Raw genomic sequence first — 26,656 nt, forward strand, 5'->3', positions numbered from 1 at the left:
TCGGGTCTATTTATTGCGGGCTTAGTCATCACCGGCCTCCGCTGTCGCCGCCGGCAGCGCGGCGAAGTACTCCGCCACCGCCTTCAGGTCGTCGGCGTCGAGTCGTTCGGCGATGTGCCCCATCAACTCCTGGGGCCCCGCCGGACGCTGGCCGGCACGCCAGGCTTTCAGCTGGTTTTCGAGATAGCCGGCGGGCTGGCCGGCCAGGGGTGGAAAGTCCTCACCGATGCCGCGCCCGTCCGGGCCATGGCATTGCACGCAGGCCGGCAGCTCCTGGTCCCAGCGACCGTGCACCGCTAGCTCCCGGCCCGGACCGTCGGGCGGCTCGGCGCTGGCGGAATCCGCCGGCGCCATTTTCAGGCCACTGAAGTAGGCGGCCACCGCCTGCCGTTGCGTTTCGGACAGGCCGGACGCGATCGGTTTCATGGTGGCGTTGGCGCGCTCGCCACTGGCGAAGGCGTCCAGCTGGCGGCGGATATAGGCTTCGCCCAGGCCGGCCAGATGCGGGAAGGCAGCGGCGCCCTGCCCCTCCTGGCCGTGGCAGGCCACGCAGCTACCAGCGGCGGGCGGCGGGGTCTGTTGGGCGAAGGCGCAGGAGAAAAGCACACACAATCCCAGGATCACGGGCAAACGTGCCATACCGGGTTCCTTTTCCATGCCAGGCGGGACCGGGTCAATGCCGGTTCGATGCCGACTTTTCCTCGGGGGAATGGCAAAAAGCCTAGCACCACCGGGGTACCCACACCACCAGTGCGGATACCTTCCCGGGTCGCTAGAGCAGGACCAGGTGGTTGGGCAACTCGTTCTTCTGTTCCGTGGCCGGGATCTTGAGGATCAGCTCGTCGCCGCAGGAGGCGATGCATTCCAGGAAGCCGTTCAGCACCTCACCCTGCTTCACGTGGCCGGTGAAGGTGTCGACGATGGATTGCCAGCGTTCGTCCGGAACCTTCTCGGCGATGCCCCGGTCGGCCAGGATTTCCACGTAGTGCTCGGCCTCGCTGACGAAGATCAGCAGGCCGGTGCCGCCGCGGGTGTGGTGCAGGCCCTGGTCGAGGAAGGTGCGGCGGGCCAGGTTGGCGGCGCGCCATTGCTTCACGCGGCGCGGCACCAGGGCCATCATCAGCGGCGGCCAGCGGAACAGCAGCCCCAGCACCACCAGCACGGTCCACTGGGCCAGCAGGGTTTCCAGGGCGCTCAGCCAGATCGGCAGAAACGCCAGCGCCAGGGGCACCAGCAGCGACAACAGCGCCGCCCACAGCAGGGGAATGTAGCGGTAGTCGTCGGACTGGCGGGCCAGCACCGTGACCAGCTCCGCGTCGGTGTCCTTTTCGATGGCCGCGATCGCGCGGGCCACCCGTTTCTGGTCTTCTTCGTTCAATAACATCTACCAGCCTCCCGAGGCACCGCCGCCGCCGAAACCACCGCCGCCGCCACCGAAGCCGCCGCCGCCAAAACCACCGCCGCCGCCGCCGCCGAAGCCCCCGCCCATGGGCAGGAACACGGCGCCGCCGCCGCGACCGCCACGGCCACCACCGCCCAGGGCGCCGAGCCCCAGGAAAATGGTGATGAACACCAGCACCAGCAGATAGATCAGCACGCTGCCGAGCTGCCCGTTGCCTTTCTTGACCGGCTCCGCCTTGTACTCACCGGCGATGGCCGCGCGGATGGCGTCCACGCCGGCGTTGATGCCACCGGCGAAGTCGCCGGCGCGGAAGGCGGGGCGGATTTCCCGCTGGATGATCACCGAGGAGAGCGCGTCGGTGAGCGCGCCCTCCAGGCCGTAGCCCACCTCGATACGGATGCGGCGCTCGTTGGGGGCGATGATCAGCAGCACGCCGTTGTCCTTGCCTTCCTGGCCGATGCCCCACTCGCGGCCGAGCTGGTAGCCGTATTCCTCGATGGCGTAGCCCTGCAGGTCGGGCAGCGTCACCACCACCACCTGGTTGGAGCTTTGCTGCTCCTCGGCGGCCAGCTTTTCGGTGAGCGCCTGTTCCTGGGCGGTTGTCAGCAGGTTGGCGTTGTCCACTACCCGGCCGGTGAGGGCGGGAAAGTCCGGCGCCGCCCAGGCCGCCGCGGTCAGCAGCAGCCCGAGCAGAACGGCCAGGCCGTGTCGCGTCAGCGTCATGATTTACTCACGATCCGGTTCACTCAAAGTTGACGGAGGGGGCCTGTTCGGCGTTCTCCGTGGTGGCTTCGAAGTTCTCGCGGGGCTCCAGCTCGCTGTACAGCAGGCTGTGCCAGATACGGCCCGGGAAGGTGCGGATCTCGGTGTTGTACTGCCGCACCGCCTCGATATAGTCCCGGCGGGCCACGGCGATGCGGTTTTCGGTGCCTTCCAGCTGCGACTGCAGAGCCAGGAAATTCTGGTTGGATTTCAGCTCCGGGTAGCGCTCCACCACCACCATCAGCCGTTGCAGGGCCGAACCCAGCTGGTTCTGGGCCTGCTCGAACTGCTTGAATTTCTGCGGGTCGTTGAGGATGTCCTCGCCGGCCTGGATCGAGCCCACCTTGGCCCGCGCCTCGGTGACTTCCACCAGCACTTCCCGCTCCTGGGCGGCGAAGCCCTTCACCGTGTTGACCAGGTTGGGCACCAGGTCGGCGCGGCGCTGATACTGGTTTTCCACCTGGGACCAGGCCGCCTTGACCTGCTCGTCGTAGGTGGGAATGGTGTTGATGCCGCAGCCGGCCAGGGTCATGGCCAGCCAGGCCAGCACGAAGGCGCGCCAAAGGTTCATGCAAGAATCTCCTGTTGAGAAGTGTCGGCAGTCAAGCAACTCCCGGCGTCGTTGGCAACCGTAACGGCGCGGATCAGCCGTTCCTTGCGCGCCCGGGTCAGACCCTTGAGGCGCGCCTCCAGGCGGCCGGCGCGGGCCCGGTCGGGCACTTCCACGCACAGCACCAGGGCCACCGGGCGTCGTACCCGGGTGTAACGGGCGCCCCGCGGGCCGCCATTGTGCTCTTTCCAGCGCCGCAGCACATCGGTGGTGACGCCGGTGTACAGGGAGCCATCGGCGCAGCGCAGCATGTAAACCCACCAACCCGTGCCCTGTTTCACGGTTTTACATCTCCTTGCGATCAAGTTGCTATCATCGTGCGGTAAACAATAGCCTGAAACAGGGAGTTTCGCATGATCACCTATTTATATTGGTTGGTGCTGGCGCTGATCATCTTCGCCGCGCTGTTCGGGATCGGCGTGCGCATGGGCAAATGGAAGCCGGCGCTGATCATCGCCGTGATCATCTGGCTGGCCGGTACCCTGCTCTACTACTTCTGGCTGGAACAGATTTTCGTCAAGCGTCTGGGCGGCACCATGAACCTGGACGTGCCCCAGGGCCAGCAGCACATCGCCGCCACCTGGAAAGGCGACAACCTGTGGATCGAAAACTATGACCCGGAAACCAATCGCTGCATCTTCCGCGAATACTCCCGGGGCAACCTGCTGGAAGGCCAGGTGGTGATCAAGAACTGCAACCCGCTGCGCGCCGGCAACGGCGGCGCCAGCGGCACCGCCATTCCGGACGGCCCGCGCACGCCGCTGTAAGGCCGCCGGCGGTTCCCGTTGAACACCTTGGCGCCGCCTTGACCGGCGGCGCCGGATAGTAGCCTTTGGTAAACCGTGAGGAATCTTCGATGATCCATCTACGCTGGTGCTTTGCCTTAGTGTTGCTGCTGAGCGTGTTCAGCCTGGCGCTGACCACCAAGGCGCGGGCCGACGAATGCGCGGCTCGCTTCGACCATGAGGTGCGCAAGCTGCACAGCCAGGACAACCTGGACCTGTGCGCGGCCACCGCCGGCAAGGTGGTGCTGGTGGTCAACACCGCCAGCCAGTGCGGCTTCACGCCCCAGTTCGAGGGCCTGGAGGCGCTGTATAAGAAGTACCGGGACCAGGGCCTGGTGGTGCTGGGCTTCCCCTCCGACGATTTTCGCCAGGAACTGGACGACGAAGGCCAGACCGCCAAGGTCTGCTACATCAATTACGGTGTCACCTTCCCGATGATGGCCACCTCCCCGGTGCGCGGCAAAGCCGCCAACCCGGTGTTCCGCGGCCTCAATGAGGACGCCGGCGAGCCGCGCTGGAACTTCAACAAATATCTGGTGGACCGCGACGGCACCGTGATCAAGCACTACCCGTCCTCGGCCAGGCCGCTGGACGGCGAACTGGAAGACGCGGTGCGCGCCGCGCTCTGACCGGCCCGGCTGGCCCCCCGGGCGCGGCCTTGCTATGGTTGAAGGCTCGCCACCGCCATCCACAGTCCCATGAAAGTGCGCAACAGCAAGGAACAACAACGCCAGCGCCTGCGGCGGGACATGGAGCGGTTCCTCTCCCGGGGCGGGCGTATCGAGGAAGTGCCCAGCGGCACCACCGGCGATGCCCCGGACCAGCCCCGCGAGCGGCGTTCCTTTCCGTTTACCCAGGGTCCCCCCGCCACCCGCACCGACCTGTCCCAGGTGGCGGCCACCATCGATGCCCGCAAGAAAGCCCGCCGTGCCCGCCGCCCGGCCGCCCGGCGCGGCCCGCGCCGCAAGCTGGTCTATGATGACTTCGGCGAACCGCTGCGCTGGGTGTGGGAAGACTAGCCACCGCACCGCCCCGTTCGTTCATCCCATTGATTTCCGTGAAGGAGCTCCATCATGAAACGCCTGACCGCCTTTCTCTGTTTGCTGCTGTGCGCCGGTGGCGCCGGCGCCGAGGTGATCGAACAGGACATCAAGCTGCCCGGCGGCGCCGGCGACGGCGTGCTGTTCATGGACGATGACCTGGATCGCATAACCGCCGGGGTGATCGTGGTGCACGAATGGTGGGGCCTCAATGACTATGCCCGTAACCGGGCGCGTCTGTTGGCCAAGGAGGGCTACGTGGCCCTGGCCGTGAACCTCTACGAGCAGGGCCAGGTGGCCAGCCACCCGAAGGACGCCAAGGCGTTCATGGCCCAGGCCCAGGCCAATCCGGAGCGCACCACCGCCCGCATCAACGCCGCCAAGAAACTGCTCCGGGAGCAGCAGTACGTGGACGACGACCGGGTGTTCGCGGTGGGCTACTGCTTCGGCGGCGGCGTGGTGCTGGAACAGGCCCGGCAGGGCAACGATCTGGCCGGCGTGGCCAGCTTCCACGGCCCCCTCGGCACCGAACAGCCGCTGCAAAGCGGCACCTTCGCGGGCAAGGTGCTGGTGGCCACCGGCCAGGCGGACCCGATGGTGCCCGCCGAGCAGGTCAGCGCCCTGGTCCAGGAGATGACCGCCGCCGGCGTGGCGTTCCAACTGCTGAGCTTCCCGGGTGTCCAACACGGCTTCACCAACCCGCGCGCCGACCAGCTTGGCCAGCGCTTCGAGCTGCCGCTGGCCTACGACGGCCACGCCGACGACATCAGCTGGGGCGCGCTCAAGGACTTTATCGACACGCCCTGACCCCGCCCGCCGTGCCCCACCCCGGGGCACGGCGCACCATGGCGGCCCACTCCCGGCCCCGTTAACGCTCACGCCCCACCCCGCTCTCCCCGTCTTCTCCCTTTCAAATCAGCCGCTTGCCCGGACTGGCATCGGACTTGCGTGGTTCGACGCAGGAATCGAATGGCGTCTGTGGCCATCACGACTCGGACAATCTGGAAAAATGGATCGCTAGGGTTCCGGTGGGCTGCGCCCACGACTGGTCCGAGAGCGATCGACCTTCTTGCAAGGTTACACGGCGGGACAAAAGCCCGGGAGGAGACACCATGACGACAGTGTCATTGGATTCCTCACCGTCATAGCCTGAAGGAGGTCGACATGACCCGCATTCTGACTGCCTGCCTTTCCGCGGCCGCGTTGCTGACGCTCTCCGCGCTGCCCAAACCGGCCCTGGCCGCCGGCGAACGGGACGACTTCAAAGTGTGCTGGTCCATCTACGTGGGCTGGATTCCCTGGCAGTACGGCGACGCCCAGGGCATCGTCGACAAATGGGCCGACAAGTACGACATCAGCATCGACGTGGTGCAGATCAACGACTACATCGAGTCCATCAACCAATACACCGCCGGCCAGTACGACGGCTGCACCATGACCAACATGGACGCGCTGACCATCCCCGCCGCCGGCGGCGTGGACAGCACCGCCCTGATCGTTGGCGACTTCTCCGACGGCAACGACGGCGTGGTGCTGAAGGACAAAACCCGCCTCGCCGACATCAAGGGCCAGAACGTCAATCTGGTCGAGCTGTCGGTCTCCCATTACCTGCTGGCCCGGGCCCTGGAAAGCGTGGGCATGAGCGAGCGCGACGTGACCGTGGTGAACACCTCCGACGCGGACCTGGTGGCCGCCTACCAGACCGACGACGTGACCTCGGTGGTCACCTGGAACCCGCTGCTCAGCACCCTCACCGCCCAGCCCGGCGCCAACCTGGTGTTCGACTCCTCGAAAATTCCCGGCGAAATCATCGACCTGATGGTGGTCAACACCGACACCCTCAAGGCCAACCCGAAGCTGGGCAAGGCGCTGGTCGGTGCCTGGTACGAAATCATGGATCGCATGCAGGGCGACGGTGAGCCCGCCCGCCAGGCCCGCGCCGCCATGGGCGAGATCGCCGGCACCGACCGGGCCGGCTTCGAGGCGCAATTGAACGCCACCCGCATGTTCTATGACGCCGGCGAGGCGGTGAGCTTCGTCAACAGCCCGGACCTGAAGACCACCATGCAGCGGGTGGCGGAGTTCTCCTTCGAGCACGGCCTGCTCGGCGAGGGCGCGCCGGACGCCGGCTTCGTCGGCGTGGAAACCCCCTCCGGTGTGTACGGCAGTGACGGCAACGTGCAACTGCGCTTCGACCCCGCCTACATGAAGATGGCCGCCGACGGCGACCTCTGAGCGCCGGCCGGGAGCCGACATGAAGAAGTTCATCAACCGTCAGCCCGGGCCGGTGGGCCGCTGGGCCCTGGGGCTGCTGCCATTCGTGATCCTGGTGGTGCTCTATCTGCTGGCCTCCGACGCGCGCCTGGCGGCGAACCCCAACGACAAGCTGCTGCCGGATCTGGCCAGCTTCGTGGACGCCATCCAGCGCATGGCCTTCGAGCCCAGCAAACGCACCGGCGACTACCTGCTGTGGCAGGACACCCTGGCCAGCCTCACCCGGCTGGCCCTGGGCGTGGCCATCAGCGCCGCCATCGGGCTGGTGGTGGGCATCGCCACCGGCGCCCTGCCCCTGGTGCGTGCCGGCATCGCGCCGCTGGTCACCGGGCTGTCGCTGGTGCCGCCCCTGGCGGTGCTGCCGATCCTGTTCATCGTGTTCGGCCTGGGCGAGCTGGCCAAGGTGGTGCTGATCGTGATCGGCATTACCCCGTTTCTGATCCGCGATCTGCAGCAGCGCGCCGAGGAAATCCCCGCCGAGCAGGTGATCAAGATGCAGACCCTGGGCGCCAACACCTGGCAGATCATTGTGCGGCTGGTGTGGCCCCAGGTGATGCCGCGCCTGATCGGTGCCGTGCGTCTGTCGCTGGGCTCCGCCTGGCTGTTCCTGATCGCCGCCGAGGCGATCGCCGCCACCGACGGGCTCGGTTACCGGATCTTCCTGGTGCGGCGCTATCTGGCCATGGACGTGATTCTGCCCTACGTGGTCTGGATCACCTTCCTGGCGTTCGCCATCGATTTCGCGCTGGCGCGCTATTCCCGCTGGCGCTACCCCTGGTTCCACCAGGCCCGTTGAGGAGGGAACCATGGCCATCATCGAACTGAACAATCTGTGGAAGGAGTACGGCGACCAGGTGGTGCTGGAACGCCTCAACGCCCGCGTCGAGGAAGGCGAGTTCGTCACCCTGGTGGGCGCCTCCGGCTGCGGCAAGACCACCTTGCTGAAAATGCTGCTGGGCACGGAAAGCCCGAGCCGGGGCCAGCTGCTGCTGGACGGCGCGCCGATTCCCGGCGAACCGGACGCAAGCCGGGGCATCGTGTTCCAGCGCTACTCGGTGCTGCCGCACCTGACCGCCCTGCAGAACGCCAGCCTGTGCGGCGAACTGGACGCCAACCGCTGGCTGGGCCGCGCCTTCGGCGCCACGCGCAAGGCGATCCGCGACCGCGCCGTGGCGATGCTGGAAGCGGTGGGCCTGGGCGGCGCCCTGGACAAATACCCCCACGAACTGTCCGGCGGCATGCAGCAGCGCCTGGCCCTGGCCCAGGCGCTGATCAAGAAGCCGCGCATTCTGCTGCTGGACGAACCGTTCGGCGCCCTGGACCCGGGCATCCGCCGCGACATGCACCAGCTGGTGCTGGAGCTGTGGCGCGAACAGCGGCTCACCGTGTTCATGATCACCCACGACCTGGCGGAGGGCTTTTATCTGGGCACCCGCCTGTGGGTACTCGACAAGGTGCGCCGGGACGCCCAGTCCCCGGAAAGCTACGGCGCCCGCCTCACCTACGACCTGCCGGTGGGCGACAGCCAGAAGGGCACCCTGCAGGCCATCGCCCGCAATGTGCACGACACCTCCCGTTTGCTAGAAGGAGCCACGCCATGACCGAACCGCTGTACGAGTACACCATGCCCGGCGGCGCCCACTGGTCGTTCCGGATGCGCCGCGGCACCGCCCTGCGGCTCACCGACCTGGACGGCGGCGCCAATGTGGGCCTGCTGTTCTACAACCCGGAAGAAAAACGCGAGCGCTACAACGCGCCGGACACCCTCAAGGGCCAGCACACCTTCAAGCTGACCCGGGGCAACTGTCTCTACTCCGACATGGGCCGGGTGTTCGCCTCCATCGTCGAGGACGACTTCGGCTGGCACGACACCGTGTGCGGCAACCTGCACCCGGACACGCTCAAGGAAAAGTACGGCGAACACGGCTATCAGGAACACCGCAACGGCTGGTACCTGAGCGGCCACGACAGCTTCCTGGTGGAGATGGCCAAGTACGGCCTCAACGAGCGTGACCTGGCCGCCAATCTGAATCTGTTCAGCAAGGTGGTCACCGGCGACGACGGCGCCCTGCGTTTCGATCCCTCCGCGGCGAAGGCCGGCGCCCGGGTCACCCTGCGTTTCGACATGGACACCCTGGTGCTGCTGCACACCTGCCCGCACCCGCTCAATCCGGCGCCGGAATACCCGAAGAAAAAAGTGCGGCTGGAAATGCTCAAGGCGGAACCGGTCACCAAGGACGACTACTGCCTCAACTTCCGGCCGGAGAACGCCCGCGCCTTCGAGAACAACCGCCTTTATTACCTGGGCGCCTGACAGGAGGAGCACGACGATGATCAAGGAAAGCCCGTTCAAACCCGACGACGCCGTCTTCAGGGAGGTGGTGCCCGCCGGGGATTATTTCCTGAAAGTGGTGCGCGCCGGCGAGACCTTCCGCATTCTTGACCTGGAAGGCAACCAGGCCGCCGACACCCTGTTCTACAACGCCGACGACACCGCCGAGCGCTACAGCGCCCAGGACACGGTGCGCGAACAGGGCAATGTCTATCTCACCGCCGGCTCGGTGCTGCGCTCCAACCGCAACCGGCCGATGCTGGAAATCACCGCCGACACCTGCGGCCGCCACGACACCCTGGGCGGCGCCTGCGCCACCGAGAGCAATACGGTGCGCTACGACCTGGAGAAGCGCTGCATGCACGCCTGCCGGGACAGCTGGATGCTGGCCATCAACGAACACGAAGAGTTCGGCCTGGATAAGCGCGACATCGCCCACAACATCAATTTCTTCATGAACGTGCCGGTCACCGCCGAGGGCGGCCTGACCTTCGAGGACGGCATCTCCGCGCCGGGCAAGTACGTGGAAATGAAGGCCCTGATGAACACCGTGGTGCTGATTTCCAACTGCCCGCAGCTCAACAACCCCTGCAACGGCTACGACCCGACGCCCATCGAAGTGCTGATCTGGCACTGACCGGCGCCCGCGCGCCGCGCCGGGGACGACCCCGGTGATCCGTGACCACGGCGGGACGGCCCGCCACGCCAGCGAGCGACCCCATGTTCAAGAAGGTACTGATCGCCAACCGTGGCGCCATCGCCACCCGTATTCTGCGCACCCTGCGTGCCCTGGGCGTCACCGGCGTGGCCGTGTACGCCGACGCCGACGCGGACTCCCGCCATGTGGCCGAGGCCGACCTGGCCCTGAGCCTGGGCGAGGGCAACGCCGCGCACACCTATCTGAACCAGGACAAGCTGTTCGCGCTGATGGCGGAACACGGCATCGACGCGGTGCACCCCGGCTACGGCTTTCTCAGCGAGAACCCCTCGTTCGTGGAACGCTGCGAGGCCAACGGCATCGCCTTTATCGGCCCGACTCCGGACCAGATGCGCGACTTCGGCCTCAAGCACACCGCCCGCGCCCTGGCCGAAGCCAACGGCGTGCCGTTGCTGCCGGGCACCGGCCTGCTGGACGACCTGGACGCGGCCCGCCGGGCGGCGGATGACATCGGCTACCCGGTGATGCTCAAGAGCACCGCCGGCGGCGGCGGCATCGGCATGCAGATCTGCCGCGACGACGGCGAACTGACGAAAGCCTGGGACACGGTGCGCCGGCTCAGCGCCAACAATTTTTCCAACGACGGCGTGTTTCTGGAGAAATACATCGAGCGGGCCCGGCACATCGAGGTGCAGGTGTTCGGCGACGGCCGGGGCACCGCCGTGGCCCTGGGCGAGCGCGACTGCTCCGCGCAACGGCGGCACCAGAAGGTGCTGGAGGAAACCCCGGCGCCGCACCTGCCGGATGCCGTGCGCGCCACCCTGCACGATACCGCCCGCCGGCTGATGGCGGCGGTCCGCTACCGCAACGCCGGCACCGTGGAATTCATCGTCGATCAGGACAGCAATGACTTTTATTTTCTTGAGGTGAACACCCGGCTGCAGGTGGAGCACGGCGTCACCGAGGCGGTCTACGGCGTGGACCTGGTGGACTGGATGGTGCGCCTGGCCGCCGGCGAGCTGGACGACCTGCACGCCCTGGCGGCGCCGCTGCGCCCACGCGGGCACGCCATCCAGGCGCGCCTCTACGCGGAAGATCCGAACAAGGATTTCCAACCCTGCGCCGGCCTGCTGACGGCGGTGGCCTTTCCGGAAACCGAGGCGCGAACCGAGGGGCTGCGCATCGACCATTGGATCGAGGCGGGCCTGACCGTGTCGCCGTTCTTCGACCCGATGCTGGCCAAGGTGATCGTTCACCGGGCGGACCGCGACGGCGCTCTGGCGGCCCTGGAGGACGCCCTGGCGCACACCCTGATCGAAGGCATCGAGACCAACCGTGAGTACCTGGGCGCGGTGCTGGCCGACCCGGTGTTCCGTAACGGCGAGATGACCACCCGCTATCTCAATCACTTCCACTATGTGCCCGCCACCCTGGACGTGCTGGCCGGCGGCACCCTGACCACGGTGCAGGACTACCCGGGCCGCCAGGGCTACTGGCCGGTGGGGGTGCCGCCGTCCGGGCCCTTCGATGCGCTGAGTTTCCGGCTCGGCAACCGGCTGCTGGGCAACCAGGAAAACGCCGCCGGCCTGGAATTCACCCTCAACGGCCCGACCCTGCGCTTTAATCGCGCCACCCGCGTCGCCCTCACCGGCGCCGACATGAACGCCACCCTGGACGGCGAACCGGTGGCCGCCTACCAGGCGATCGCGGTCGGCGCCGGCCAGACTCTCAAACTCGGCAAGGTAAGCGGCCACGGCGCCCGCGCCTACCTGGCGGTGGCCGGCGGTCTGCAGTGCCAGCCCTACCTGGGCTCGCGCGGCACCTTCACCCTGGGGCAGTTCGGCGGCCACGGTGGCCGGGCGCTGCGCACCGGCGACGTGCTGCATCTGGGCGAGGCCGCCGGCGGGGAAACGTCACCGGCGGTGCCGGAAGCACTCAAACCCGCCCTCGGCGACCGCTGGGAACTGCGGGTGATCTACGGGCCCCACGGCGCGCCGGACTTTTTCACCGACCAGGACATGGCCACCTTCTTCGCCAGCGACTGGCAGGTGCACTACAACTCCAGCCGCACCGGCGTACGCCTGGTGGGCCCGAAGCCGCAATGGGCACGCCGGGACGGCGGCGAGGCGGGTATGCACCCGTCCAATATTCACGACAACGCCTACGCCATCGGCAGCGTGGATTTCACCGGCGACATGCCGGTGATCCTGGGCCCGGACGGCCCCTCCCTGGGCGGCTTCGTGTGCCCGGCCACGGTGATCCTGGCGGATCGCTGGAAGCTGGGTCAGTTGAAGGCCGGCGACCGCCTGCGCTTCGTGCCGGTGAGTCTGGACGACGCGGACGCCCTGGCTGCCGAACAGGACCGCTGTATCGACACCCTGAGCGCCCCGACCCTGACGGCCCGGCCAGCGGCGGTGACCACCCCGGTGCTCGACCGCCTGGAGGAACAGGCCGAAGGCCCGGCGGTGGTTTACCGGGCCGCCGGCGACCGCTATCTGCTGGTGGAATACGGCCCCCTGGAGCTGGACCTGCGGCTGCGCTTCCGCGCCCACGCCCTAATGCTGTGGCTGGAGGAAAAAAACCTGCCCGGCGTGCTGGAGCTGACCCCGGGCATCCGCTCCCTGCAGGTGCACTTCGATCCCGCGGTGCTGCCCCGGGCGGAGCTGCTGGCCACCCTCAAGGACGCCGAGCTGACCCTGGACCAACAGGACGACCTGGAAGTGCCCTCGCGCATCGTCCATCTGCCTCTGAGTTGGGACGACGAAGCCTGCCGCCTGGCCATCGAAAAGTACATGCAGTCGGTGCGCCACGATGCGCCCTGGTGCCCGAGCAATATCGAGTTCATCCGCCGCATCAACGGCCTGGACAGCATCGACGAGGTAAAACGGATTCTGTTCGAGGCCAGCTATGTGGTGATGGGCCTGGGTGATGTGTACCTGGGCGCGCCGGTGGCCACGCCCTATGACCCGCGCCACCGGCTGGTGACCACCAAGTACAACCCGGCGCGCACCTGGACCGCGGAAAACTCGGTGGGCATCGGCGGCTCTTATCTGTGCGTGTACGGCATGGAAGGGCCCGGCGGCTACCAGTTCGTGGGACGCACCTTCCAGATGTGGAACCGCTTTCACCAAACCGAGGCGTTCCCCCAGCCCTGGCTGCTGCGCTTCTTCGACCAGATCCGCTTCTACGAAGTCTCCGCCGAGGAGCTGCGGCAAATCCGCCGGGATTTTCCCAAGGGCCGCTACCCGTTCCGGGTCGAGGACACCACCTTCAACCTGGGCGAATACCAGCGCTTTCTGGAACGCAACGACGCCTCGATCCGCGACTTCACCGACGCTCGCAACCGGGCCTTCGACGACGAACTGCAACGCTGGGAGGAAAGCGGCCAGCTGCACTTCGAAGCGCAACAGGACCTGAACGCCGGCGACGCCGACGGCCTGCCCGAGGGCACCCCGGTGGAAGCGCCGACGGCGGGCAATATCTGGAAGCTGCTGGTGGCCGAGGGCGATACGGTGGACGCCGGGCAACCGGTGGCGATTCTGGAAGCCATGAAGATGGAGATCGAAGTGACCGCGCCGGAGGCGGGCAAAGTGATCCATGTGGCCCGCCAGGAGGGCCAGCAGATCAACGCCGGCCAGGCGGTGATGGTGCTCGGCGCCCCCTAGGCGCGGTATAGGAGCGGTCGTCCGACCGCGATCCGGCCCGGATCAGACCAGCAACGACCGGGGCGCGCCGAAACCGAAGCCGGCGAAGCCCCGTGTCAAACCCGGCGATACCGGGCCGGTGGCCCAGGCCGGGTCGCTGGCGTTGGTGCCGGCGTTGGTGCCAGCGTTGTTGCCGGCGGGCGCCGAAGGGTCAAGCACCTGCGCCACCCGCCGGGCGATGGCCGCGCCGGAGTCCACCCAATGCACCGGGCGTGGGGCGCGCTCGGCGAGCACGTCGCTGAGTAACGGAAAATGGGTGCAACCCAGCACCACGGTATCCAGACGCTCCTCGGCCCACAGCGGCGCCAGCGCCCGGTCCAGGGCGTCGGGATCGAGAGGTTCGCCGGCGATCAAACGTTCCGCCTGGGCCACCAGCGTGTCGGCGGCCACCCGCTGCACGATATGCCCGGCGGCGAAGTCGGCGATCAGGCGGTCGGTGTAGGGCCGGCACACAGTGGCGGAGGTGGCCAGCAGGCCGATCACGCCACTGCGGCTGAGGGCGGCGGCGGGTTTGATCGCCGGCACCGTGCCCACCACCGGAATCACCAGGCGTTCGCGCAACGCCTCCAGGGCCAGGGTGCTGGCGGTGTTGCAGGCCACCACCAGGGCGCGGGCGCCGCTGGCCGCCACCGCCGCCGCGCATACCGCCACGATGCGCGCCACCAGCCAGTCGTCCGCCTTGGTGCCGTAAGGCAGCGCCGCGTTGTCGCACACATAGGCCAGCGGCACGCCGGGCAGTTGCGCGCGCAGGGCGCGCACCACGGACAAGCCGCCGACGCCGGAATCGAAGATCAGCACGGGATCGGTGGTGGAGGGTTCAGTCGGCGGGGTGGACACAGGCATGGTTTCCGGACGGCACTCCAGCGACCCGGCAACGCGGGTCAGCGGTGACTCTTGGGGTTGCTTCTCAAGAACGGGCTCTGGCCGCTAAGAGTACCGCCAGCGGGGCCCGGGAACAAAGGCCGGCTCAGCCCGCCGGGGGCGTCCCCGGCGCGCCGTGCCAGATACGTACCCGTTCCGCCACGGTGTCGGCCTGGCGGGCCCAGCGGAAATGGTCCGCCTTGTCGCCGAGCTGATTGGCGTCCAGGGTTTCCTCGATCAGGCGGGCGGCGCGGAATTTGTCGGTGACCGCGTGCACCGAGTCCGCCGGCGCGAAGGCGTCGTCCGCCAGCCGGATCGCCAGCACCGGCCCCGGGTACGCGGCCACGGCGGCATCCAGGTCCTGGTCCAGGCCCCGCGCGTGATAGCGGTTGGTCAACGCCAGCCCGCGCCAGTCCGCCATCAGCGTGCGGGCCTCCCGGGCGCCGAAGCCGATGCGGTCACCGGGGTAATAGCCCAGCACCAGATTGCAGACCGGAATCAGCCGGGTGAGCAGCCGGACCTTCTTGCGCATGGGGCCGGCGAAGGCGTTCAGCCAGGGGCTGCCGGTGGCCACCAGCACCAGCCCGTCCACCCGCGCCGGCAGACGCCCGGCGGTGAGGGCGGCGAAATGGCCGCCCAGGCTGTGGCCCAGCAGGTACAGCGGCGCTTCCGGATGGTGGTCGCGCAGCCAGTCCAGCACCGCCGGCACGTCCCGGTCCAGCACCTCGGCGAAGCCCCAGTCGCTGCGCCGGGACGGGCGCAGCGCGCTGTCGCCGTGGCCGCGCTGCTCCATCAGCGCCACGCTGAAGCCACGGGCCGCCAGGGCCGCCGCCAGCTTGTCGTAAAAACGCACGGACACGCCCAGGGCCGGCAGCACCAGCAGAATCGGCGCGCCGGCGGCGGCCGGGTACCAGCTCAGCGGTACCCGGTAGCCGGCGCCGTTGTCGACGCTGAACGGCTCGCCGTTCATTCGGCGGCGTCCGTGGGTACCGCGCGCCGGGGCCGGCGCACCAGTTCCCCGGCGCAGTTGGGGCAGGTGGCGCTGAAGGCGGTGCAGCAGTCCACGCAGAAGCTGCACTCGTAGGAGCAGATGTAGGCCTCGCCGTCCTCGGCCAGGGCCTGCCGGCAGTGTTCACAGTGGTGTTTCATTTCCAGCATGTCATCTCCACCATATCAGTGCGCCTCCACCTTCCGTTTGCCGCAACGCTCGCATTGGTAACGGGTCACCAGCTTGCCACGCTGACTGTCGAAGCGGGTGTTCTTGACCACCTTCCACTTGTGGAAGCCGTGCTGGCACATTCCCTTCTTGGGCTTCTTACGGGCCGGCTTCTTGAACGGAACGATGTCGCCCATCGCATCACCTTGATTGACTTACCCGCCCCCAGAATACCGCAACCGGCGGGCGCCGGTGTCAAAGGGTCCACAACAACCACGCCGAGAGCAGCAATTCCGCCACCAGAAAACCCGCCGGCCAGCCCGGCAGGCGGCGGTCCAGCAGCAGACCGGCCAGCCGTCCGCCGGCCATGCCCAGCAGGGCCACCGCCACCGTCACCACGATGCCGGCCCGCCAAGCGGGCAAGGCCGGCGCCGCCAGCAACAGCCCACCCACCGCCAGACCGAAACCGCCGTACACCGCCCTCACCTCGTTGCGGGCCGCCCACGGCAGGCGCGGGACATCCACCAGCGCCAGCACCCGGTCGGGGGCGGCGATGGCCACCGCCCCCATGGCCAGAAAGGCCAGCGCCACCGCGATCAGCGCGCTCATCGGCGGGCGTCCAGGGCCACCGCCGGGGCGCCCAGGCCCCGCCATTGGCACCAGACCAGGAAGGCGGTGATCAGGGCCAGGTCCGCCAGCAGCAGCTGGCCCCACAGCGACAGGCGCGACGCGGCCACCAGCATCACCAGCGGCAATGCCAGCACCAGGCCGGCGTCCGCCAGGGTCAGCAGGCGGGCAAAGCCGACGCCACGGTCCGAGCGGCGGGCCGCCCAGGCCAGGTCCACGGCGAACAGCAGGCAGACGACACCGGCGCCGGTCATCAGCAGCGGCGGCACGGCGCCGGAGTAGGCGCTGAACAGGCCCGCCAGGGGGCCGGCGGCGGCGATCAGGACGACACCCAGCAGAGCGGTGCCGACGGCGTTGAACCAAAGCGCGTGCTTCAGGGATTGCCAGGGCATGGTCTTTCTCCTCGTCGTTTCTGGTAGAGTCAGCATCGTTGCGCCGGGGAAGTGAAACAATTACCTGGTGGGTAGTGACGCAACACAAGGAGCGGAGATGGAACCGGGCGAATTGCTTTCCGACTGGCGCAAAACGCGCCGTCTCAGCCAGCTGGAGCTGGCCGGCCGGGCGGCGGTGTCGAGCCGCCATCTGAGTTTCGTGGAAACCGGCCGCGCCCGGGCCAGCGCCGGCCTGCTGCGGCGCCTGGCGGCGGCCCTGGACCTGAATTGCCGCGATACCAACCAGCTGCTGGTGGCCGCCGGCCATGCGCCGGTGTACGGCGAGACGCGCCTGGACGAGCCGGCCATGGCGCCGGTGCGCCAGGCCCTGGAAGTGATGCTCGACAACCACCTGCCCTACCCGGCCGCCGTGCTCGACGCCCACTGGAACCTGCTGCTGGCCAACGGCGCCCTGCAGGGGCTGATCCAGGCAATGGTCGCCGAGGCCGGCCCGCTGCCGGCCACCGGCAATATCGTCGAGCTGGTGTTTCATGCGGACGGCTTCAAACCCTTTATCCTCAACTGGGAGCTGGTCGCCGCGGCGCTGCTGCGGCGCCTGCGCCGGGACCTGGACCTGCGCCCGGACCCGCAGCTGCAGCGCCTGTACCGGCGCCTGGAGGACCTGGCGGACGTGCCCGCTCTGCTGGGCGCCACGCCGGTCAGCGTGGAACCCATGCTGACCCTGCAGATGATGGTGGGCGGCCAGCGCCTGACCACCTTCTCCACCCTGGCCAGCTTCGGCACCGCCATGGATGTGATCATGGAGGAGCTGCGCATCGAGCATTATTTCCCCGCCGATGACGCCACTCGCGCCTTTTTCGACGCAATGGACTGAGCCCGTTCATCGCGCCGACGCGGCCGAACCCGTATAATCCCGCTCCCCAATTGATCGGCCACAGGATAGCCATGACCGAATTTACCCCCGGCCAGCGCTGGCTCAGCGAATCCGAGACCGAACTGGGGCTCGGACTGATCAAGGAGGTGGACTACCGTCTGGTGACGGTCAGTTACCCGGCCGTGGAAGAAGAACGGACCTACGCGAAGAACAACGCGCCACTGTCGCGCATCACCTTCGACGTGGGCGATACCCTGACCACCGGCGACGGCCTGGACCTGGTGGTCAAGGACGTGGAGGACCACAACGGCCTGATGGTCTATCACGCCCATCCCGCCGACGAGCCGGACAACGTGCAGCCGGTGCCGGAATCCCTGCTCGGCCACCGTCTGCGCCTGAGCGGCGCCCTGGACCGGTTGCTCACCAACCAGCTGTCCTCGAACCGCTGGTTCGAACTGCGGGTGTCGGCGCTGCAGGCCCGCGCCCGCCGTGAAGGCTCACCGATCCAGGGCCTGCGCGGCCCGCGCATCGATCTGATCGGCCACCAGCTTCATATTGCCGACCAGGTGGCGCGCCGTTACGCCCCCCGGGTGCTGCTGGCCGACGAAGTGGGCCTGGGCAAGACCATCGAAGCGGGTCTGATTCTGCACCAGCAACTGGAAACCGGCCGCGCCCGCCGCGTTCTGATCGTGGTGCCCGACGCCCTGGTGCACCAGTGGTTCGTGGAAATGGCCCGCCGCTTCAATCTGCGCTTTTCCATTTTCGACGAGGAACGCCTGAGCGCCCTGTCCCGCCCCAGCGTGGACGAGGTCAAGGAAATGCTGGCGGACCTGTTCGCCGAGGCGGAGGGCGAAGGCGCCGCGCCGGAGGTGGACGACAACCCCTTCCTCTCCGAGCAGTTGGTGCTGTGCAGCACCGCCTTTCTGCAAGGCTGCGACATCGACAGCCTGGCGGCGGCCGACTGGGACCTGGTGATCGTCGATGAAGCCCACCATCTGCACTGGTCGCCGGAGGCGCCCTCCGAGGCCTACCGGCGGGTGGAACAACTGGCCGACGCCAGCCGGGGCCTGCTGCTGCTCACCGCCACCCCGGAACAGCTCGGCCTGGAAAGCCACTTCGCCCGGTTGCGCCTGCTGGACCCGGACCGTTACCCGGACCTGGATACCTTCGTCGCCGAACAGACCCGCTACCGGGAGGTGGCGGAGCTGGTCGGCGAACTGCACGATCAGGAAAGCTGGCCGACGGACCTGAAACAGCGCGCCGCCGCGCTGCTGCCCGACGAAACCGTGGACGAAGCCCACCGCGAGGCGGTGCTGGCCGAGCTGCTGGACCGCTTCGGCCCGGGCCGGGTGATGTTCCGCAACACCCGCCATAACGTGGCCGGCTTCCCGGCCCGCCAGGTGCACGGCGAGCCCCTGACGCTGCCGGACAACTACCGGGTGGACGCGGACGAAGAGCTGGCCCTGCGCCTGTACCCGGAAGCCGGCTTCGGCGACGACCGCTGGTGCGGCGAGGACCCGCGCGTCACCTGGCTGGAGCGTTTTCTCAAGGAACACCGGGGCGACAAAGTGCTGGTGATCTGCGCCCGCCGCGACACCGCCATCGACCTGCACGCCCATTGTGGCTACAAGCTGGGCATGAACCTGGCGGTGTTCCATGAAGGCATGGACCTGATCGAGCGGGACCGGGCCGCCGCCTATTTCGCCGATCACGAGGACGGCGCCCAGGCGCTGATCTGTTCCGAGATCGGTTCCGAGGGCCGTAACTTCCAGTTCGCCCACCATCTGGTGCTGATCGACCTGCCCCTGGACCCGGACCTGCTGGAACAGCGCATCGGCCGCCTGGACCGCATCGGCCAGAGCGAGGACGTCCGGATCCATGTGCCCTACTTCCAGGGCCACGCCCAGGAGGTGCTGTTCCACTGGTACCACCAGGGCATGAACGCCTTCGAGCACACCAACCCCGCTGGCCACGAAATCCGCCAGCGCACCGGCGAGGCCCTGGAGGCGGCGCTCACCCGGCCGGACGACGGCGCCCTGCTGGACGACCTGGTAAGCCTCACCCGCCGCGAGGCCGGCGCCCTGCGCGAGCGGCTGGAACAGGGCCGCGACCGGCTGCTGGAGCTGGCCTCCTTCGACCCCGCCCGGGCGGAGACCCTCAAGGAACAACTGGCCGCCGCCGACGCCGACAGCCCCTGGCCGTTCATGACCCGGGTGTTCGACCATTACGGCGTGGATCAGGAAGAGCATTCCGACGACGCCTGGATCCTCAAGCCGGGCCCGCACCTGCGCGAGCCGTTCCCGCACCTGCCCGAGGAAGGCGTCACCGTCACCGACCGGCGTGGCACCGCCATCGCCCGCGACGACATGCAGTTCCTGACCTGGGAGCATCCGCTGGTGGGCGGCGCCCTGGATCTGATTCTCGACGAGCACCGGGGCAAGGCCTCGGTAAGCCTGCTCAAGAATCCCAAGATCAAGGCCGGCACCCTGCTGGTGGAGGCGGTCTATACGGTGGAGCCGGTGGCGCCCCGGCACCTGCAGGCGGACCGCTTTCTGCCGGTGACCACGGTGCGCCGGCTGCTGGACGCCAACGGCCGCGACCTGTCCTCGGCGATCACCCACGACGCGCTGTGCCGGCAATGCCACAAGCTGGAGAAGCCGCTGGCGCGTAAGATCGTGGCCAGCCAGAAGGGGCTGCTGGAGCAGTTGCTCAAGGACGACGAGCAGAACGCCGCCGGCCAGGCCCGCGCGGTGATCGACCAGGCCCTGGCCGCCATGCGCGACAGCCAGGACCAGGCACTGCGCCGGCTGCGCGCCCTGCGTGACAAGAACCCGCTGGTCCGGGAGGAGGAAATCACCTACCTGGAACGGCAGACCGAAGCCCTGGAAGAGCGCATCGGCGATGCCCGCTTCCGCCTGGAGGCGGTGCGCGTCATCGTCGCCGGCAACTGAAGGAGAACAGCATGGACTATCTGCCCTGCGTGGAACTGGACCCGCAACAGCCCGCCGACTCCAGCGTGATCTGGCTGCACGGCCTTGGCGCCAGCGGCCACGACTTCGAGCCGGTGGTGCCGGAGCTGGGCCGCAAGCGCACCCGCTTCGTGTTTCCCCATGCCCCGCAAATCCCGGTGACGGTGAACGGCGGCATGGTGATGCCGGCCTGGTACGACATCGCCGGCCTGGGCGGCACCAGCCCGGTGGACGAGGACGGCATCCGCCGTTCCGCCGCCCAGGTGGACGCCCTGATCGAACGCGAAATCGAACGCGGCGTGCCCGCCGAGCGGATCGTGGTGGCGGGCTTTTCCCAGGGTGGCGCGGTGGCCTACGAAGCGGCCCTGCGGCATCCGCAAAAGCTGGCCGGGCTGATGGCGCTGTCCACCTATTTCGCCACCGCCGACAGCGTGGCGTTCAGCGAGGCCAACGCCGGCCTGCCGGTGTTCATCGCCCACGGCACCTTCGACCCGATGGTGCCGGAACAGGGCGGCCGCCGGGCGGCGGACACCCTGAGCGCCAAGGGTTACCCCACCGAGTACAAGACCTACCCGATGGAGCACGCGGTGTGCCTGGAGGAGATCCAGGATATTGCCGCGTTTCTGGCGCGGGTCCTCGATTAACGGCGATCGCGGTCGAACGACCGCGATCCGGCTCAGGCGCTGAATACCTCGTCGAACAGGTCGTCCATGGCCGCGAACGCGCGCCGCGACACTTTCGGGTCGTAGACCGAACGGCCCGGCATGTTCGCCCCCGGGTCGGTGAAGGAATGCACCGCGCCGCCGAAGTGGGTGAGCTGCCAGTCCGCGCCGGCCCCGTCCATCTCTTCCTTGAACGCCTTCAGTGAGTCCTCACTGACCATGGGATCGTCGGCCCCGTTGAGCACCAGCACGCTGCCCTTCACCGGGCCGGTGGCCGGCGCCGGTGTATCCAGCAGGCCGTGGAAGCTGACAAAGGCGCGCAGGTCGGCGCCGTCGCGGGCCAGTTCCAGGGCACAGGCGCCGCCGAAACAGAAGCCGAACATGGCCAGCCGGTCCCGGGCAATGCCCAGCTCACCGGCCTCCCGCTCCAGCACCGCCAGGGCGCCGCGCAGCCGCGCGCGCAGGGCGGCATTGTCCGCTCGCACCGCGCCCATGGCCTCCATGGCCTGGTCCGGGGTTTGCGGGCGCACCTCCTTGCCGAACGGGTCCAACACGAAAATCGCCCGGGTGTTGTCCAGGCGGCGCTCCGCCTGGGCGATGGCGGCGTCGCTGATGCCGAAGAAATTGGGGGCCATCAACAGGGCGCGGCTGGGGGTGGCGCCGCGCAGATAAAGAAGATGGCCCTGGAAGGTGCGGCCGTCCACGTCGTAGTCGATGGCCTGATTGACGATATCACTCATTACTTATCTCCCGGTCAAAGCGCACGCCATTAAACACTTCGTTACCTTGCCCCCGCAAACAACCGGAACCGCGTCATGGCACCTTCACCCGCGGGCGGCTTTCATGGAGGGCCATCCCTTGCAGGAGACACGCCATGAGAAACGCACTGCGAACCACTCTGCTCACCGCCGCCGTGCTGGCCCTGACCCCGGCCGCCCTGGCGGACCCGCCGGCCTGGGCCGGCCAGGGCGGCAAGCAAGGCGCCGCCCCGCGCCATGCCGGCATGGACGCCGATGCGCGCATCTTCAGTGACCGGGAACGGCAGGCGCTGCTTCACTATGGGGAACGCCGCGACCTGGACGATCTGCCGCCGGGGCTGCGTAAGAAAGTGGCCCGGGGGGGCGATCTGCCACCGGGCTGGCGGGACAAACTGCGGGAAGGGCGGCGACTGCCGGACGACCTCTACTATCACGGCTACCGTCTTCCCGAGTCGGTCTATCGGACTCCGAATGGCTACTCGGACGTGGTGATCGACAACGAGGTGGTCCGTATTCTGGATGCGACCCAGGTCATCATGGACATTTTCAGACTCAACCGCTGAGCCGTCGCTTCATTAAGAGACGCGCCACGGAACCGAATCGGGCGGGCCGCTCTCAAAAATGGAAATCATTGCCGTTCAGGAGTGCTCGCCATGACCAAACTGGCCATTCAGGGTCTGATCGCCATCACCTCCGCTCTCTGGCTGCCCGCCCAGGCCGATCTGGCCCGCACGGTCTGGGGCGGCGATCAGGCCGGCGAAGCCCGCTCGGTGAACGACGACGCGGCGGAGAACAGCCCCACCCTGTTCATGCCCGCCGCCGACCGCGACCGCCGGGATTGACCCCGGCGGAGCCATGAAAGGTTAAATCCGAAAAACCGGCGTGCGCTCGTTCACAGTTCCTTGCCGGGGCAGGAACGACTGCCCGGGGAAAGCCTCTGATTGCATACCGACGGCGCGATTGTTGGTGGGCGCAGGGCCATCAGGGAGGGCCAGGGAGCAAGGATGCGAACGCTCCGCCGGCGCGGTCGGACCGAATCGAAATGCGCTGATTCGAAAATTTATCGGGACGGGAACGCCAGGTGGGGAACTTCCTCCACCGATACGGCACTAACCCCATGAGTCTCCCAATACAATCAGGCAACCCTCCGGGCGCACAGCAAAGCTGGCGCCCTTCTTTTTTTCTGGGGGCAGGCTTTTCTGGGGGGGTCAGGTCTTCTTGCCGCCGCCGGGACCGAACGGCAGCGGAAAGGCGGTGACGTTGCTGCCCGCCTCGGTGATCGTGCCCACGCCTTCCTTCTCCACCTCGTCGATGCGAATCACCGCGTGCATGGGAATAAAGGAACGCTGTACCCCGGCGAACTGGTTCTTGAGCTTCTCCTCGGAGGGGTCCACCACCATTTGCGCCCGCTCACCGAACAGGAATTCTTCCACTTCGATAAAGCCATAAAGGTCGCTGGCGTAGATCTGACCTACGTAGATTTCGTAGATCTGCCCCTGGTTGAGGAAAATAACCCGATAGATTTGACGGCTTTTCGACATGATCCGGGAGGTATGAGTGCCTGAAACGGGCGCGCAGTCTAGCACAGATTGGCCGCCCGGCATCCCCCGCAAGCCTCTGTTTTGCGGGCTTGGCGGCTGGACTTTGCCCCTTTGAATGACTAGAGTTACGGCCCACAATGCCGTGGGGCATTTTGCCGCACCCTGGGAGACCGCCGCCTTTTCCCTCACTTCCTGTAAGTGATTGTTCTAAGGCGATTTTCTCAATAATAAGGCGGGTTTTTGGCCACCCCCTTGGCCGCCCCCGCCCTTCCGGGCAGGGCCCCGGCAGGGCTCCACAGCATCTTATCCTGAAACTCGATTTCCAGGTGCCGGTGACGGCAATAGAAAAGGCGTGCCCCCTTGTTCCGGGGGGGACTCGCTGGGGAAAACAGGGAGCTAACGCATGCAGTCAACTCTGTTCCACCGCGCGGCGGTCGGTCTCATTTCGCTGATGATCAGCGGCATGACCGTGGCCAGCGACTGGACTGAACGTTCCGACCACAACCTGCGGCCCGGGGTCACCGCGGTCAGCCAGGAAGTGTACGATCTTCACACCACCATCCTCTGGATCGTCACCATCATCGGCTTGCTGGTGTTCGGCCTGATCCTGGTCTCCATGATCCGTCACCGCCGCTCCCGCCATCCGAACCCGGCCACGTTCCATGAGCACGTGTTCCTGGAGGTGCTGTGGACGGTGATTCCGTTCATCATCCTGATCGCCATGGCGGTGCCCGCCACCCGCGTGCTGATCGAGCTGGATGACTCCTCCGACGCGGAACTCACCGTGAAGGTCACCGGCCATCGCTGGAAGTGGGAGTACGAGTACCTCACCTACGCCGACGACAACAATATCGGCGTCTCCTTCATGTCCAACATCGCCACGCCGCCGGAACAGATCAACAACCCGGTACTGTCCGGCGGCCTGTTCCCCTACGGCACCGCCAAGGACGCCGTGGGTAACGAGTTCCCCGAGAAAGGCGCCAACTACAACCTGGAAGTGGACCAGCCGCTGGTGCTGCCCTCCGGCCAGAAGGTGCGCTTCCTGGTGACTTCCGCCGACGTGATCCACTCCTTCTGGGTGCCGGACTTCGGCGGCAAGAAGGACGCCATCCCCGGCTTTGTCAACGAGACCTGGGCCAAGGTTCCCGAAGGCAAGGAAGGCACCTACTATGGTCAGTGCGCCGAGCTGTGCGGCAAGAACCACGCCTTCATGCCCATCGAGGCCAAGGTGGTGAGCCAGGCCGAGTTCGCCGACTGGCTGGCGCAGAAGAAGGAAGAGGCCGCGGCCGCCCCGGACCTGACGCCGTTCGCCGATCTGAACGAGGCCATGGAGCTGGGCCAGCAGACCTACGCCGGCAACTGCGCCGTGTGTCATGGCAACAATGGGGAAGGCGGTGTGGGCCTGCCGTTCGCGGGCAGCGACTTCGCCACCAAGAAAGAACATCTGGAAGAGCACATCCACGTGCTGGTGGAAGGCCGTGGCGCCATGCCCGCTTTCGCCGCCCAGCTGTCACCGCGCCAGATCGCTTCCGTCATTACCTACGAGCGTAACGCTTGGGGTAACGAGACCGGCGATCTGATTCAACCCGACGACGTCTACGAACAAGAGTGAGGGAGGGGAGAGCGATGAGTACCGCTGCCGCTGCACACGATGACCATCATCACCACGCCCCGACCGGCCTGAAACGCTGGCTGTTCAGCACCAACCATAAGGACATTGGCACGCTGTACCTGTGGTTCAGCTTCACCATGTTCATGGTCGGTGGCCTGCTGGCCATGGTGATCCGTACCGAGTTGCTGGAACCGGGCATGCAGTTCGTGGACCCGGAATTCTTCAACCAGATGACCACCGTCCACGGCCTGGCCATGGTGTTCGGCGCCGTCATGCCGGGCTTCGTCGGGTTCGCCAACTGGATGATCCCGCTGATGATCGGCGCGCCGGACATGGCGCTGCCGCGCATGAACAACTGGTCGTTCTGGATTCTGCCGTTCGCGTTCCTGATCCTGCTGAGCTCGGTGTTCATGAGCGCCTTCGGCGCCGGTCACCCGAGCGCGCCGAACTTCGGCTGGACCTTCTACGCGCCGCTCTCCACCGAGTACGGCCCGGCCTCCACCGACCTGTTCATCCTGTCCGTGCACATGATGGGTATCTCTTCCATCATGGGCGCGATCAACGTGATCGTGACCGTGTTCAACCTGCGCGCGCCGGGCATGACCCTGATGAAAATGCCGCTGTTCGTGTGGACCTGGCTGATCACCGCCTTCCTGCTGATCGCGGTGATGCCGGTACTGGCCGGCGCGGTGACCATGATGCTCACCGACCGCCACTTCGGCACCAGCTTCTTCAGCGCCGCCGGCGGCGGTGACCCGGTGCTGTTCCAGCACGTGTTCTGGTTCTTCGGGCACCCCGAGGTGTACATCATGATCCTGCCCGCGTTCGGGATCGTGTCGTCCATCATTCCGACCTTCGCGCGCAAGCAGCTGTTCGGCTACGCCTCCATGGTTTACGCCACCGCCTCCATCGCACTGCTCAGCTTCGTGGTCTGGGCCCACCACATGTTCACCGTGGGCATGCCGCTGGCCGGCACCCTGTTCTTCATGTACATGACCATGCTGATCTCGGTGCCCACCGGCGTGAAGGTGTTCAACTGGGTGGCCACCATGTGGCGCGGCTCGATGACCTTCGAGCTGCCCATGAAGTGGGCCATCGCCTTCGTGATCCTGTTCACCTGTGGCGGCCTGTCCGGCCTGATGCTGGCGATCACTCCGGTGGACTTCCAGTACCACGACACCTACTTCGTGGTGGCGCATTTCCACTACGTGCTGGTGACCGGCGCCGTGTTCAGCATGTTCGCCGCCGCCTACTACTGGCTGCCCAAGTGGTCCGGCGTGATGCCCAACAAACTGCTCGGCGAGCTGCATTTCTGGAGTTCCCTGCTGTCGGTGAACCTGCTGTTCTTCCCGATGCACTTCGTGGGCCTGGCCGGCATGCCGCGTCGCTATGCCGACTACGCGCTGCAGTTCGCGGACTACAACTTCTGGATTTCCATCGGCGGTTTCTGGTTCGGTCTGTCCCAGCTGTTCTTCCTGGCGGTCTGTCTGCTGTGCGCCATGAAGAAAGGTGAGAAGGCCGCAGCCCGTCCCTGGGACGGTGCCGAGGGTCTGGAATGGGAAGTGCCCTCTCCGGCCCCGTTCCATACCTTTGAAACGCCCCCGGTGGTGAAATAACGGATCACGGATAACGGCGCC

Annotated in this window: 30 protein-coding genes and 1 riboswitch; of the genes, 17 read left to right on the top strand and 13 right to left on the bottom strand. The window is 67.1% G+C overall.

From position 1 onward, the window contains the following. Positions 1–21: 21 nt before the first annotated feature. The 5 genes from ACLD0W_RS00935 to ACLD0W_RS00955 form a co-directional block, all read right to left on the bottom strand. Positions 22–639: a c-type cytochrome gene (locus ACLD0W_RS00935; RefSeq protein WP_410305646.1), complete on the bottom strand. Its 618-nt coding sequence runs from the start codon at positions 637–639 to the stop codon at positions 22–24. A gap of 133 nt (positions 640–772) precedes the next feature. Beyond that, positions 773–1,384, bottom strand: a complete 612-nt coding sequence (locus ACLD0W_RS00940; RefSeq protein WP_410305647.1) for a TPM domain-containing protein — start codon at positions 1,382–1,384, stop codon at positions 773–775. Beyond that, entirely contained in the window at positions 1,385–2,125 is a 741-nt protein-coding gene (locus ACLD0W_RS00945; RefSeq protein WP_410305648.1) for a TPM domain-containing protein, read from the bottom strand. 19 nt (positions 2,126–2,144) lie between these two features. Further along, a complete protein-coding gene (locus ACLD0W_RS00950) occupies positions 2,145–2,735 on the bottom strand; it encodes a LemA family protein (RefSeq protein ID WP_410305649.1) in 591 nt (196 codons plus the stop codon). Next, positions 2,732–3,055, bottom strand: a complete 324-nt coding sequence (locus ACLD0W_RS00955) for a GIY-YIG nuclease family protein (protein WP_410305650.1) — start codon at positions 3,053–3,055, stop codon at positions 2,732–2,734. Before ACLD0W_RS00955 ends, ACLD0W_RS00950 begins: the two co-directional genes overlap by 4 nt. Positions 3,056–3,127: 72 nt before the next feature. Here ACLD0W_RS00955 and ACLD0W_RS00960 point away from each other — a divergent pair, with 72 nt between their 5' ends. From ACLD0W_RS00960 to uca, 10 genes are all read left to right on the top strand, one after another. After that, a complete protein-coding gene (locus ACLD0W_RS00960) occupies positions 3,128–3,541 on the top strand; it encodes a hypothetical protein (RefSeq protein ID WP_410305651.1) in 414 nt (137 codons plus the stop codon). A gap of 89 nt (positions 3,542–3,630) precedes the next feature. Continuing rightward, positions 3,631–4,188, top strand: a complete 558-nt coding sequence (locus ACLD0W_RS00965) for a glutathione peroxidase (RefSeq protein WP_410305652.1) — start codon at positions 3,631–3,633, stop codon at positions 4,186–4,188. Positions 4,189–4,257: 69 nt separating this feature from the next. After that, positions 4,258–4,578, top strand: coding sequence for a hypothetical protein (locus ACLD0W_RS00970; protein ID WP_228232557.1), 321 nt, complete (start codon positions 4,258–4,260; stop codon positions 4,576–4,578). A gap of 54 nt (positions 4,579–4,632) precedes the next feature. Further along, on the top strand, positions 4,633–5,406 hold the full coding sequence (locus ACLD0W_RS00975) for a dienelactone hydrolase family protein (RefSeq protein WP_410305653.1): 774 nt from the start codon (positions 4,633–4,635) through the stop codon (positions 5,404–5,406). A gap of 199 nt (positions 5,407–5,605) precedes the next feature. After that, positions 5,606–5,705, top strand: a riboswitch (guanidine-I (ykkC/yxkD leader). A gap of 58 nt (positions 5,706–5,763) precedes the next feature. Beyond that, a complete protein-coding gene (locus ACLD0W_RS00980; RefSeq protein WP_410305654.1) occupies positions 5,764–6,834 on the top strand; it encodes a putative urea ABC transporter substrate-binding protein in 1,071 nt (356 codons plus the stop codon). A 19-nt stretch (positions 6,835–6,853) separates the two neighbouring features. Further along, entirely contained in the window at positions 6,854–7,669 is an 816-nt protein-coding gene (locus tag ACLD0W_RS00985) for an ABC transporter permease (protein WP_410305655.1), read from the top strand. Positions 7,670–7,679: 10 nt separating this feature from the next. After that, entirely contained in the window at positions 7,680–8,474 is a 795-nt protein-coding gene (locus ACLD0W_RS00990; RefSeq protein WP_410305656.1) for an ABC transporter ATP-binding protein, read from the top strand. Further along, entirely contained in the window at positions 8,471–9,187 is a 717-nt protein-coding gene (locus ACLD0W_RS00995) for an urea amidolyase associated protein UAAP1 (protein WP_410305657.1), read from the top strand. Before ACLD0W_RS00990 ends, ACLD0W_RS00995 begins: the two co-directional genes overlap by 4 nt. Before the next feature lie 16 nt (positions 9,188–9,203). Further along, complete coding sequence (locus tag ACLD0W_RS01000) at positions 9,204–9,842, top strand: urea amidolyase associated protein UAAP2 (RefSeq protein WP_410305658.1); 639 nt, start codon at positions 9,204–9,206, stop codon at positions 9,840–9,842. Between the two features lie 83 nt (positions 9,843–9,925). After that, the gene (gene uca, locus ACLD0W_RS01005; protein ID WP_410305659.1) at positions 9,926–13,528 is read left to right on the top strand and encodes an urea carboxylase; all 3,603 of its coding nucleotides are present in this window, start codon (positions 9,926–9,928) and stop codon (positions 13,526–13,528) included. Positions 13,529–13,570: 42 nt separating this feature from the next. On the opposite strand, the gene murI is transcribed toward uca, so the two are convergent. The 6 genes from murI to ACLD0W_RS01035 all read right to left on the bottom strand — a co-directional run bounded on the left by murI (position 13,571) and on the right by ACLD0W_RS01035 (position 16,603). After that, the gene (gene murI / locus ACLD0W_RS01010; RefSeq protein WP_410305660.1) at positions 13,571–14,410 is read right to left on the bottom strand and encodes a glutamate racemase; all 840 of its coding nucleotides are present in this window, start codon (positions 14,408–14,410) and stop codon (positions 13,571–13,573) included. A gap of 124 nt (positions 14,411–14,534) precedes the next feature. Further along, complete coding sequence (locus ACLD0W_RS01015) at positions 14,535–15,398, bottom strand: alpha/beta fold hydrolase (RefSeq protein WP_410305661.1); 864 nt, start codon at positions 15,396–15,398, stop codon at positions 14,535–14,537. Beyond that, positions 15,395–15,586, bottom strand: coding sequence for a DUF1272 domain-containing protein (locus tag ACLD0W_RS01020; protein WP_410305662.1), 192 nt, complete (start codon positions 15,584–15,586; stop codon positions 15,395–15,397). The genes ACLD0W_RS01015 and ACLD0W_RS01020 overlap by 4 nt, the downstream gene beginning before the upstream one ends. A gap of 15 nt (positions 15,587–15,601) precedes the next feature. Further along, positions 15,602–15,781, bottom strand: coding sequence for a hypothetical protein (locus ACLD0W_RS01025; RefSeq protein WP_410305663.1), 180 nt, complete (start codon positions 15,779–15,781; stop codon positions 15,602–15,604). Positions 15,782–15,839: 58 nt separating this feature from the next. After that, positions 15,840–16,193 (bottom strand): DUF4345 family protein, encoded by a 354-nt coding sequence (locus ACLD0W_RS01030; RefSeq protein ID WP_410305664.1) that lies wholly within the window; start codon positions 16,191–16,193, stop codon positions 15,840–15,842. After that, entirely contained in the window at positions 16,190–16,603 is a 414-nt protein-coding gene (locus ACLD0W_RS01035) for a hypothetical protein (RefSeq protein ID WP_410305665.1), read from the bottom strand. Before ACLD0W_RS01035 ends, ACLD0W_RS01030 begins: the two co-directional genes overlap by 4 nt. A gap of 97 nt (positions 16,604–16,700) precedes the next feature. On the opposite strand from ACLD0W_RS01035, the gene ACLD0W_RS01040 reads away from it, so the two are divergent. From ACLD0W_RS01040 to ACLD0W_RS01050, 3 genes are all read left to right on the top strand, one after another. Next, positions 16,701–17,477 carry a helix-turn-helix domain-containing protein gene (locus ACLD0W_RS01040; protein ID WP_410305666.1) on the top strand — a complete coding sequence of 259 codons (777 nt, stop codon included), beginning with the start codon at positions 16,701–16,703 and terminating at the stop codon, positions 17,475–17,477. A gap of 71 nt (positions 17,478–17,548) precedes the next feature. Continuing rightward, positions 17,549–20,428, top strand: coding sequence for an RNA polymerase-associated protein RapA (gene rapA / locus ACLD0W_RS01045; protein WP_410305667.1), 2,880 nt, complete (start codon positions 17,549–17,551; stop codon positions 20,426–20,428). A gap of 11 nt (positions 20,429–20,439) precedes the next feature. Then, entirely contained in the window at positions 20,440–21,090 is a 651-nt protein-coding gene (locus ACLD0W_RS01050) for an alpha/beta hydrolase (protein ID WP_410305668.1), read from the top strand. A gap of 32 nt (positions 21,091–21,122) precedes the next feature. On the opposite strand, the gene ACLD0W_RS01055 is transcribed toward ACLD0W_RS01050, so the two are convergent. Continuing rightward, a complete protein-coding gene (locus ACLD0W_RS01055) occupies positions 21,123–21,848 on the bottom strand; it encodes a dienelactone hydrolase family protein (RefSeq protein ID WP_410305669.1) in 726 nt (241 codons plus the stop codon). Positions 21,849–21,982: 134 nt separating this feature from the next. Here ACLD0W_RS01055 and ACLD0W_RS01060 point away from each other — a divergent pair, with 134 nt between their 5' ends. Continuing rightward, entirely contained in the window at positions 21,983–22,429 is a 447-nt protein-coding gene (locus tag ACLD0W_RS01060) for a hypothetical protein (RefSeq protein ID WP_410305670.1), read from the top strand. A 90-nt stretch (positions 22,430–22,519) separates the two neighbouring features. Then, the gene (locus ACLD0W_RS01065; RefSeq protein ID WP_410305671.1) at positions 22,520–22,708 is read left to right on the top strand and encodes a hypothetical protein; all 189 of its coding nucleotides are present in this window, start codon (positions 22,520–22,522) and stop codon (positions 22,706–22,708) included. Positions 22,709–23,074: 366 nt separating this feature from the next. Here ACLD0W_RS01065 and ACLD0W_RS01070 read toward each other — a convergent pair whose 3' ends face one another. Next, positions 23,075–23,407: a DUF1820 family protein gene (locus tag ACLD0W_RS01070; protein ID WP_410305672.1), complete on the bottom strand. Its 333-nt coding sequence runs from the start codon at positions 23,405–23,407 to the stop codon at positions 23,075–23,077. A gap of 403 nt (positions 23,408–23,810) precedes the next feature. On the opposite strand from ACLD0W_RS01070, the gene coxB reads away from it, so the two are divergent. Continuing rightward, entirely contained in the window at positions 23,811–25,019 is a 1,209-nt protein-coding gene (coxB, locus tag ACLD0W_RS01075) for a cytochrome c oxidase subunit II (protein WP_410305673.1), read from the top strand. Between the two features lie 14 nt (positions 25,020–25,033). Continuing rightward, positions 25,034–26,635, top strand: coding sequence for a cytochrome c oxidase subunit I (ctaD, locus tag ACLD0W_RS01080; protein WP_410305674.1), 1,602 nt, complete (start codon positions 25,034–25,036; stop codon positions 26,633–26,635). Positions 26,636–26,656: the final 21 nt, after the last annotated feature.

The organism is Alloalcanivorax sp. C16-1 (genome assembly GCF_046507805.1).
Lineage (GTDB): Bacteria > Pseudomonadota > Gammaproteobacteria > Pseudomonadales > Alcanivoracaceae > Alloalcanivorax.

What these genes read in the sequence shown, in the direction of transcription:
- ACLD0W_RS00965 (WP_410305652.1), top strand. Translation starts at nt 3,631, where the DNA reads ATGATCCATCTACGCTGGTGCTTTGCCTTAGTGTTGCTGCTGAGCGTG.
- ACLD0W_RS01040 (WP_410305666.1), top strand. Translation starts at nt 16,701, where the DNA reads ATGGAACCGGGCGAATTGCTTTCCGACTGGCGCAAAACGCGCCGTCTC.
- ACLD0W_RS01065 (WP_410305671.1), top strand. Translation starts at nt 22,520, where the DNA reads ATGACCAAACTGGCCATTCAGGGTCTGATCGCCATCACCTCCGCTCTC.
- ACLD0W_RS01050 (WP_410305668.1), top strand. Translation starts at nt 20,440, where the DNA reads ATGGACTATCTGCCCTGCGTGGAACTGGACCCGCAACAGCCCGCCGAC.
- ctaD (WP_410305674.1), top strand. Translation starts at nt 25,034, where the DNA reads ATGAGTACCGCTGCCGCTGCACACGATGACCATCATCACCACGCCCCG.
- ACLD0W_RS00970 (WP_228232557.1), top strand. Translation starts at nt 4,258, where the DNA reads ATGAAAGTGCGCAACAGCAAGGAACAACAACGCCAGCGCCTGCGGCGG.
- ACLD0W_RS00935 (WP_410305646.1), bottom strand. Translation starts at nt 639, where the DNA reads ATGGCACGTTTGCCCGTGATCCTGGGATTGTGTGTGCTTTTCTCCTGC.
- ACLD0W_RS00940 (WP_410305647.1), bottom strand. Translation starts at nt 1,384, where the DNA reads ATGTTATTGAACGAAGAAGACCAGAAACGGGTGGCCCGCGCGATCGCG.
- murI (WP_410305660.1), bottom strand. Translation starts at nt 14,410, where the DNA reads ATGCCTGTGTCCACCCCGCCGACTGAACCCTCCACCACCGATCCCGTG.
- ACLD0W_RS00945 (WP_410305648.1), bottom strand. Translation starts at nt 2,125, where the DNA reads ATGACGCTGACGCGACACGGCCTGGCCGTTCTGCTCGGGCTGCTGCTG.
- ACLD0W_RS01060 (WP_410305670.1), top strand. Translation starts at nt 21,983, where the DNA reads ATGAGAAACGCACTGCGAACCACTCTGCTCACCGCCGCCGTGCTGGCC.
- ACLD0W_RS01020 (WP_410305662.1), bottom strand. Translation starts at nt 15,586, where the DNA reads ATGCTGGAAATGAAACACCACTGTGAACACTGCCGGCAGGCCCTGGCC.
- ACLD0W_RS01015 (WP_410305661.1), bottom strand. Translation starts at nt 15,398, where the DNA reads ATGAACGGCGAGCCGTTCAGCGTCGACAACGGCGCCGGCTACCGGGTA.
- ACLD0W_RS00985 (WP_410305655.1), top strand. Translation starts at nt 6,854, where the DNA reads ATGAAGAAGTTCATCAACCGTCAGCCCGGGCCGGTGGGCCGCTGGGCC.
- ACLD0W_RS00980 (WP_410305654.1), top strand. Translation starts at nt 5,764, where the DNA reads ATGACCCGCATTCTGACTGCCTGCCTTTCCGCGGCCGCGTTGCTGACG.
- ACLD0W_RS01000 (WP_410305658.1), top strand. Translation starts at nt 9,204, where the DNA reads ATGATCAAGGAAAGCCCGTTCAAACCCGACGACGCCGTCTTCAGGGAG.
- ACLD0W_RS00950 (WP_410305649.1), bottom strand. Translation starts at nt 2,735, where the DNA reads ATGAACCTTTGGCGCGCCTTCGTGCTGGCCTGGCTGGCCATGACCCTG.
- ACLD0W_RS01035 (WP_410305665.1), bottom strand. Translation starts at nt 16,603, where the DNA reads ATGCCCTGGCAATCCCTGAAGCACGCGCTTTGGTTCAACGCCGTCGGC.
- ACLD0W_RS00995 (WP_410305657.1), top strand. Translation starts at nt 8,471, where the DNA reads ATGACCGAACCGCTGTACGAGTACACCATGCCCGGCGGCGCCCACTGG.
- rapA (WP_410305667.1), top strand. Translation starts at nt 17,549, where the DNA reads ATGACCGAATTTACCCCCGGCCAGCGCTGGCTCAGCGAATCCGAGACC.
- ACLD0W_RS00960 (WP_410305651.1), top strand. Translation starts at nt 3,128, where the DNA reads ATGATCACCTATTTATATTGGTTGGTGCTGGCGCTGATCATCTTCGCC.
- ACLD0W_RS01070 (WP_410305672.1), bottom strand. Translation starts at nt 23,407, where the DNA reads ATGTCGAAAAGCCGTCAAATCTATCGGGTTATTTTCCTCAACCAGGGG.
- uca (WP_410305659.1), top strand. Translation starts at nt 9,926, where the DNA reads ATGTTCAAGAAGGTACTGATCGCCAACCGTGGCGCCATCGCCACCCGT.
- ACLD0W_RS01055 (WP_410305669.1), bottom strand. Translation starts at nt 21,848, where the DNA reads ATGAGTGATATCGTCAATCAGGCCATCGACTACGACGTGGACGGCCGC.
- coxB (WP_410305673.1), top strand. Translation starts at nt 23,811, where the DNA reads ATGCAGTCAACTCTGTTCCACCGCGCGGCGGTCGGTCTCATTTCGCTG.
- ACLD0W_RS01025 (WP_410305663.1), bottom strand. Translation starts at nt 15,781, where the DNA reads ATGGGCGACATCGTTCCGTTCAAGAAGCCGGCCCGTAAGAAGCCCAAG.
- ACLD0W_RS00990 (WP_410305656.1), top strand. Translation starts at nt 7,680, where the DNA reads ATGGCCATCATCGAACTGAACAATCTGTGGAAGGAGTACGGCGACCAG.
- ACLD0W_RS00975 (WP_410305653.1), top strand. Translation starts at nt 4,633, where the DNA reads ATGAAACGCCTGACCGCCTTTCTCTGTTTGCTGCTGTGCGCCGGTGGC.
- ACLD0W_RS01030 (WP_410305664.1), bottom strand. Translation starts at nt 16,193, where the DNA reads ATGAGCGCGCTGATCGCGGTGGCGCTGGCCTTTCTGGCCATGGGGGCG.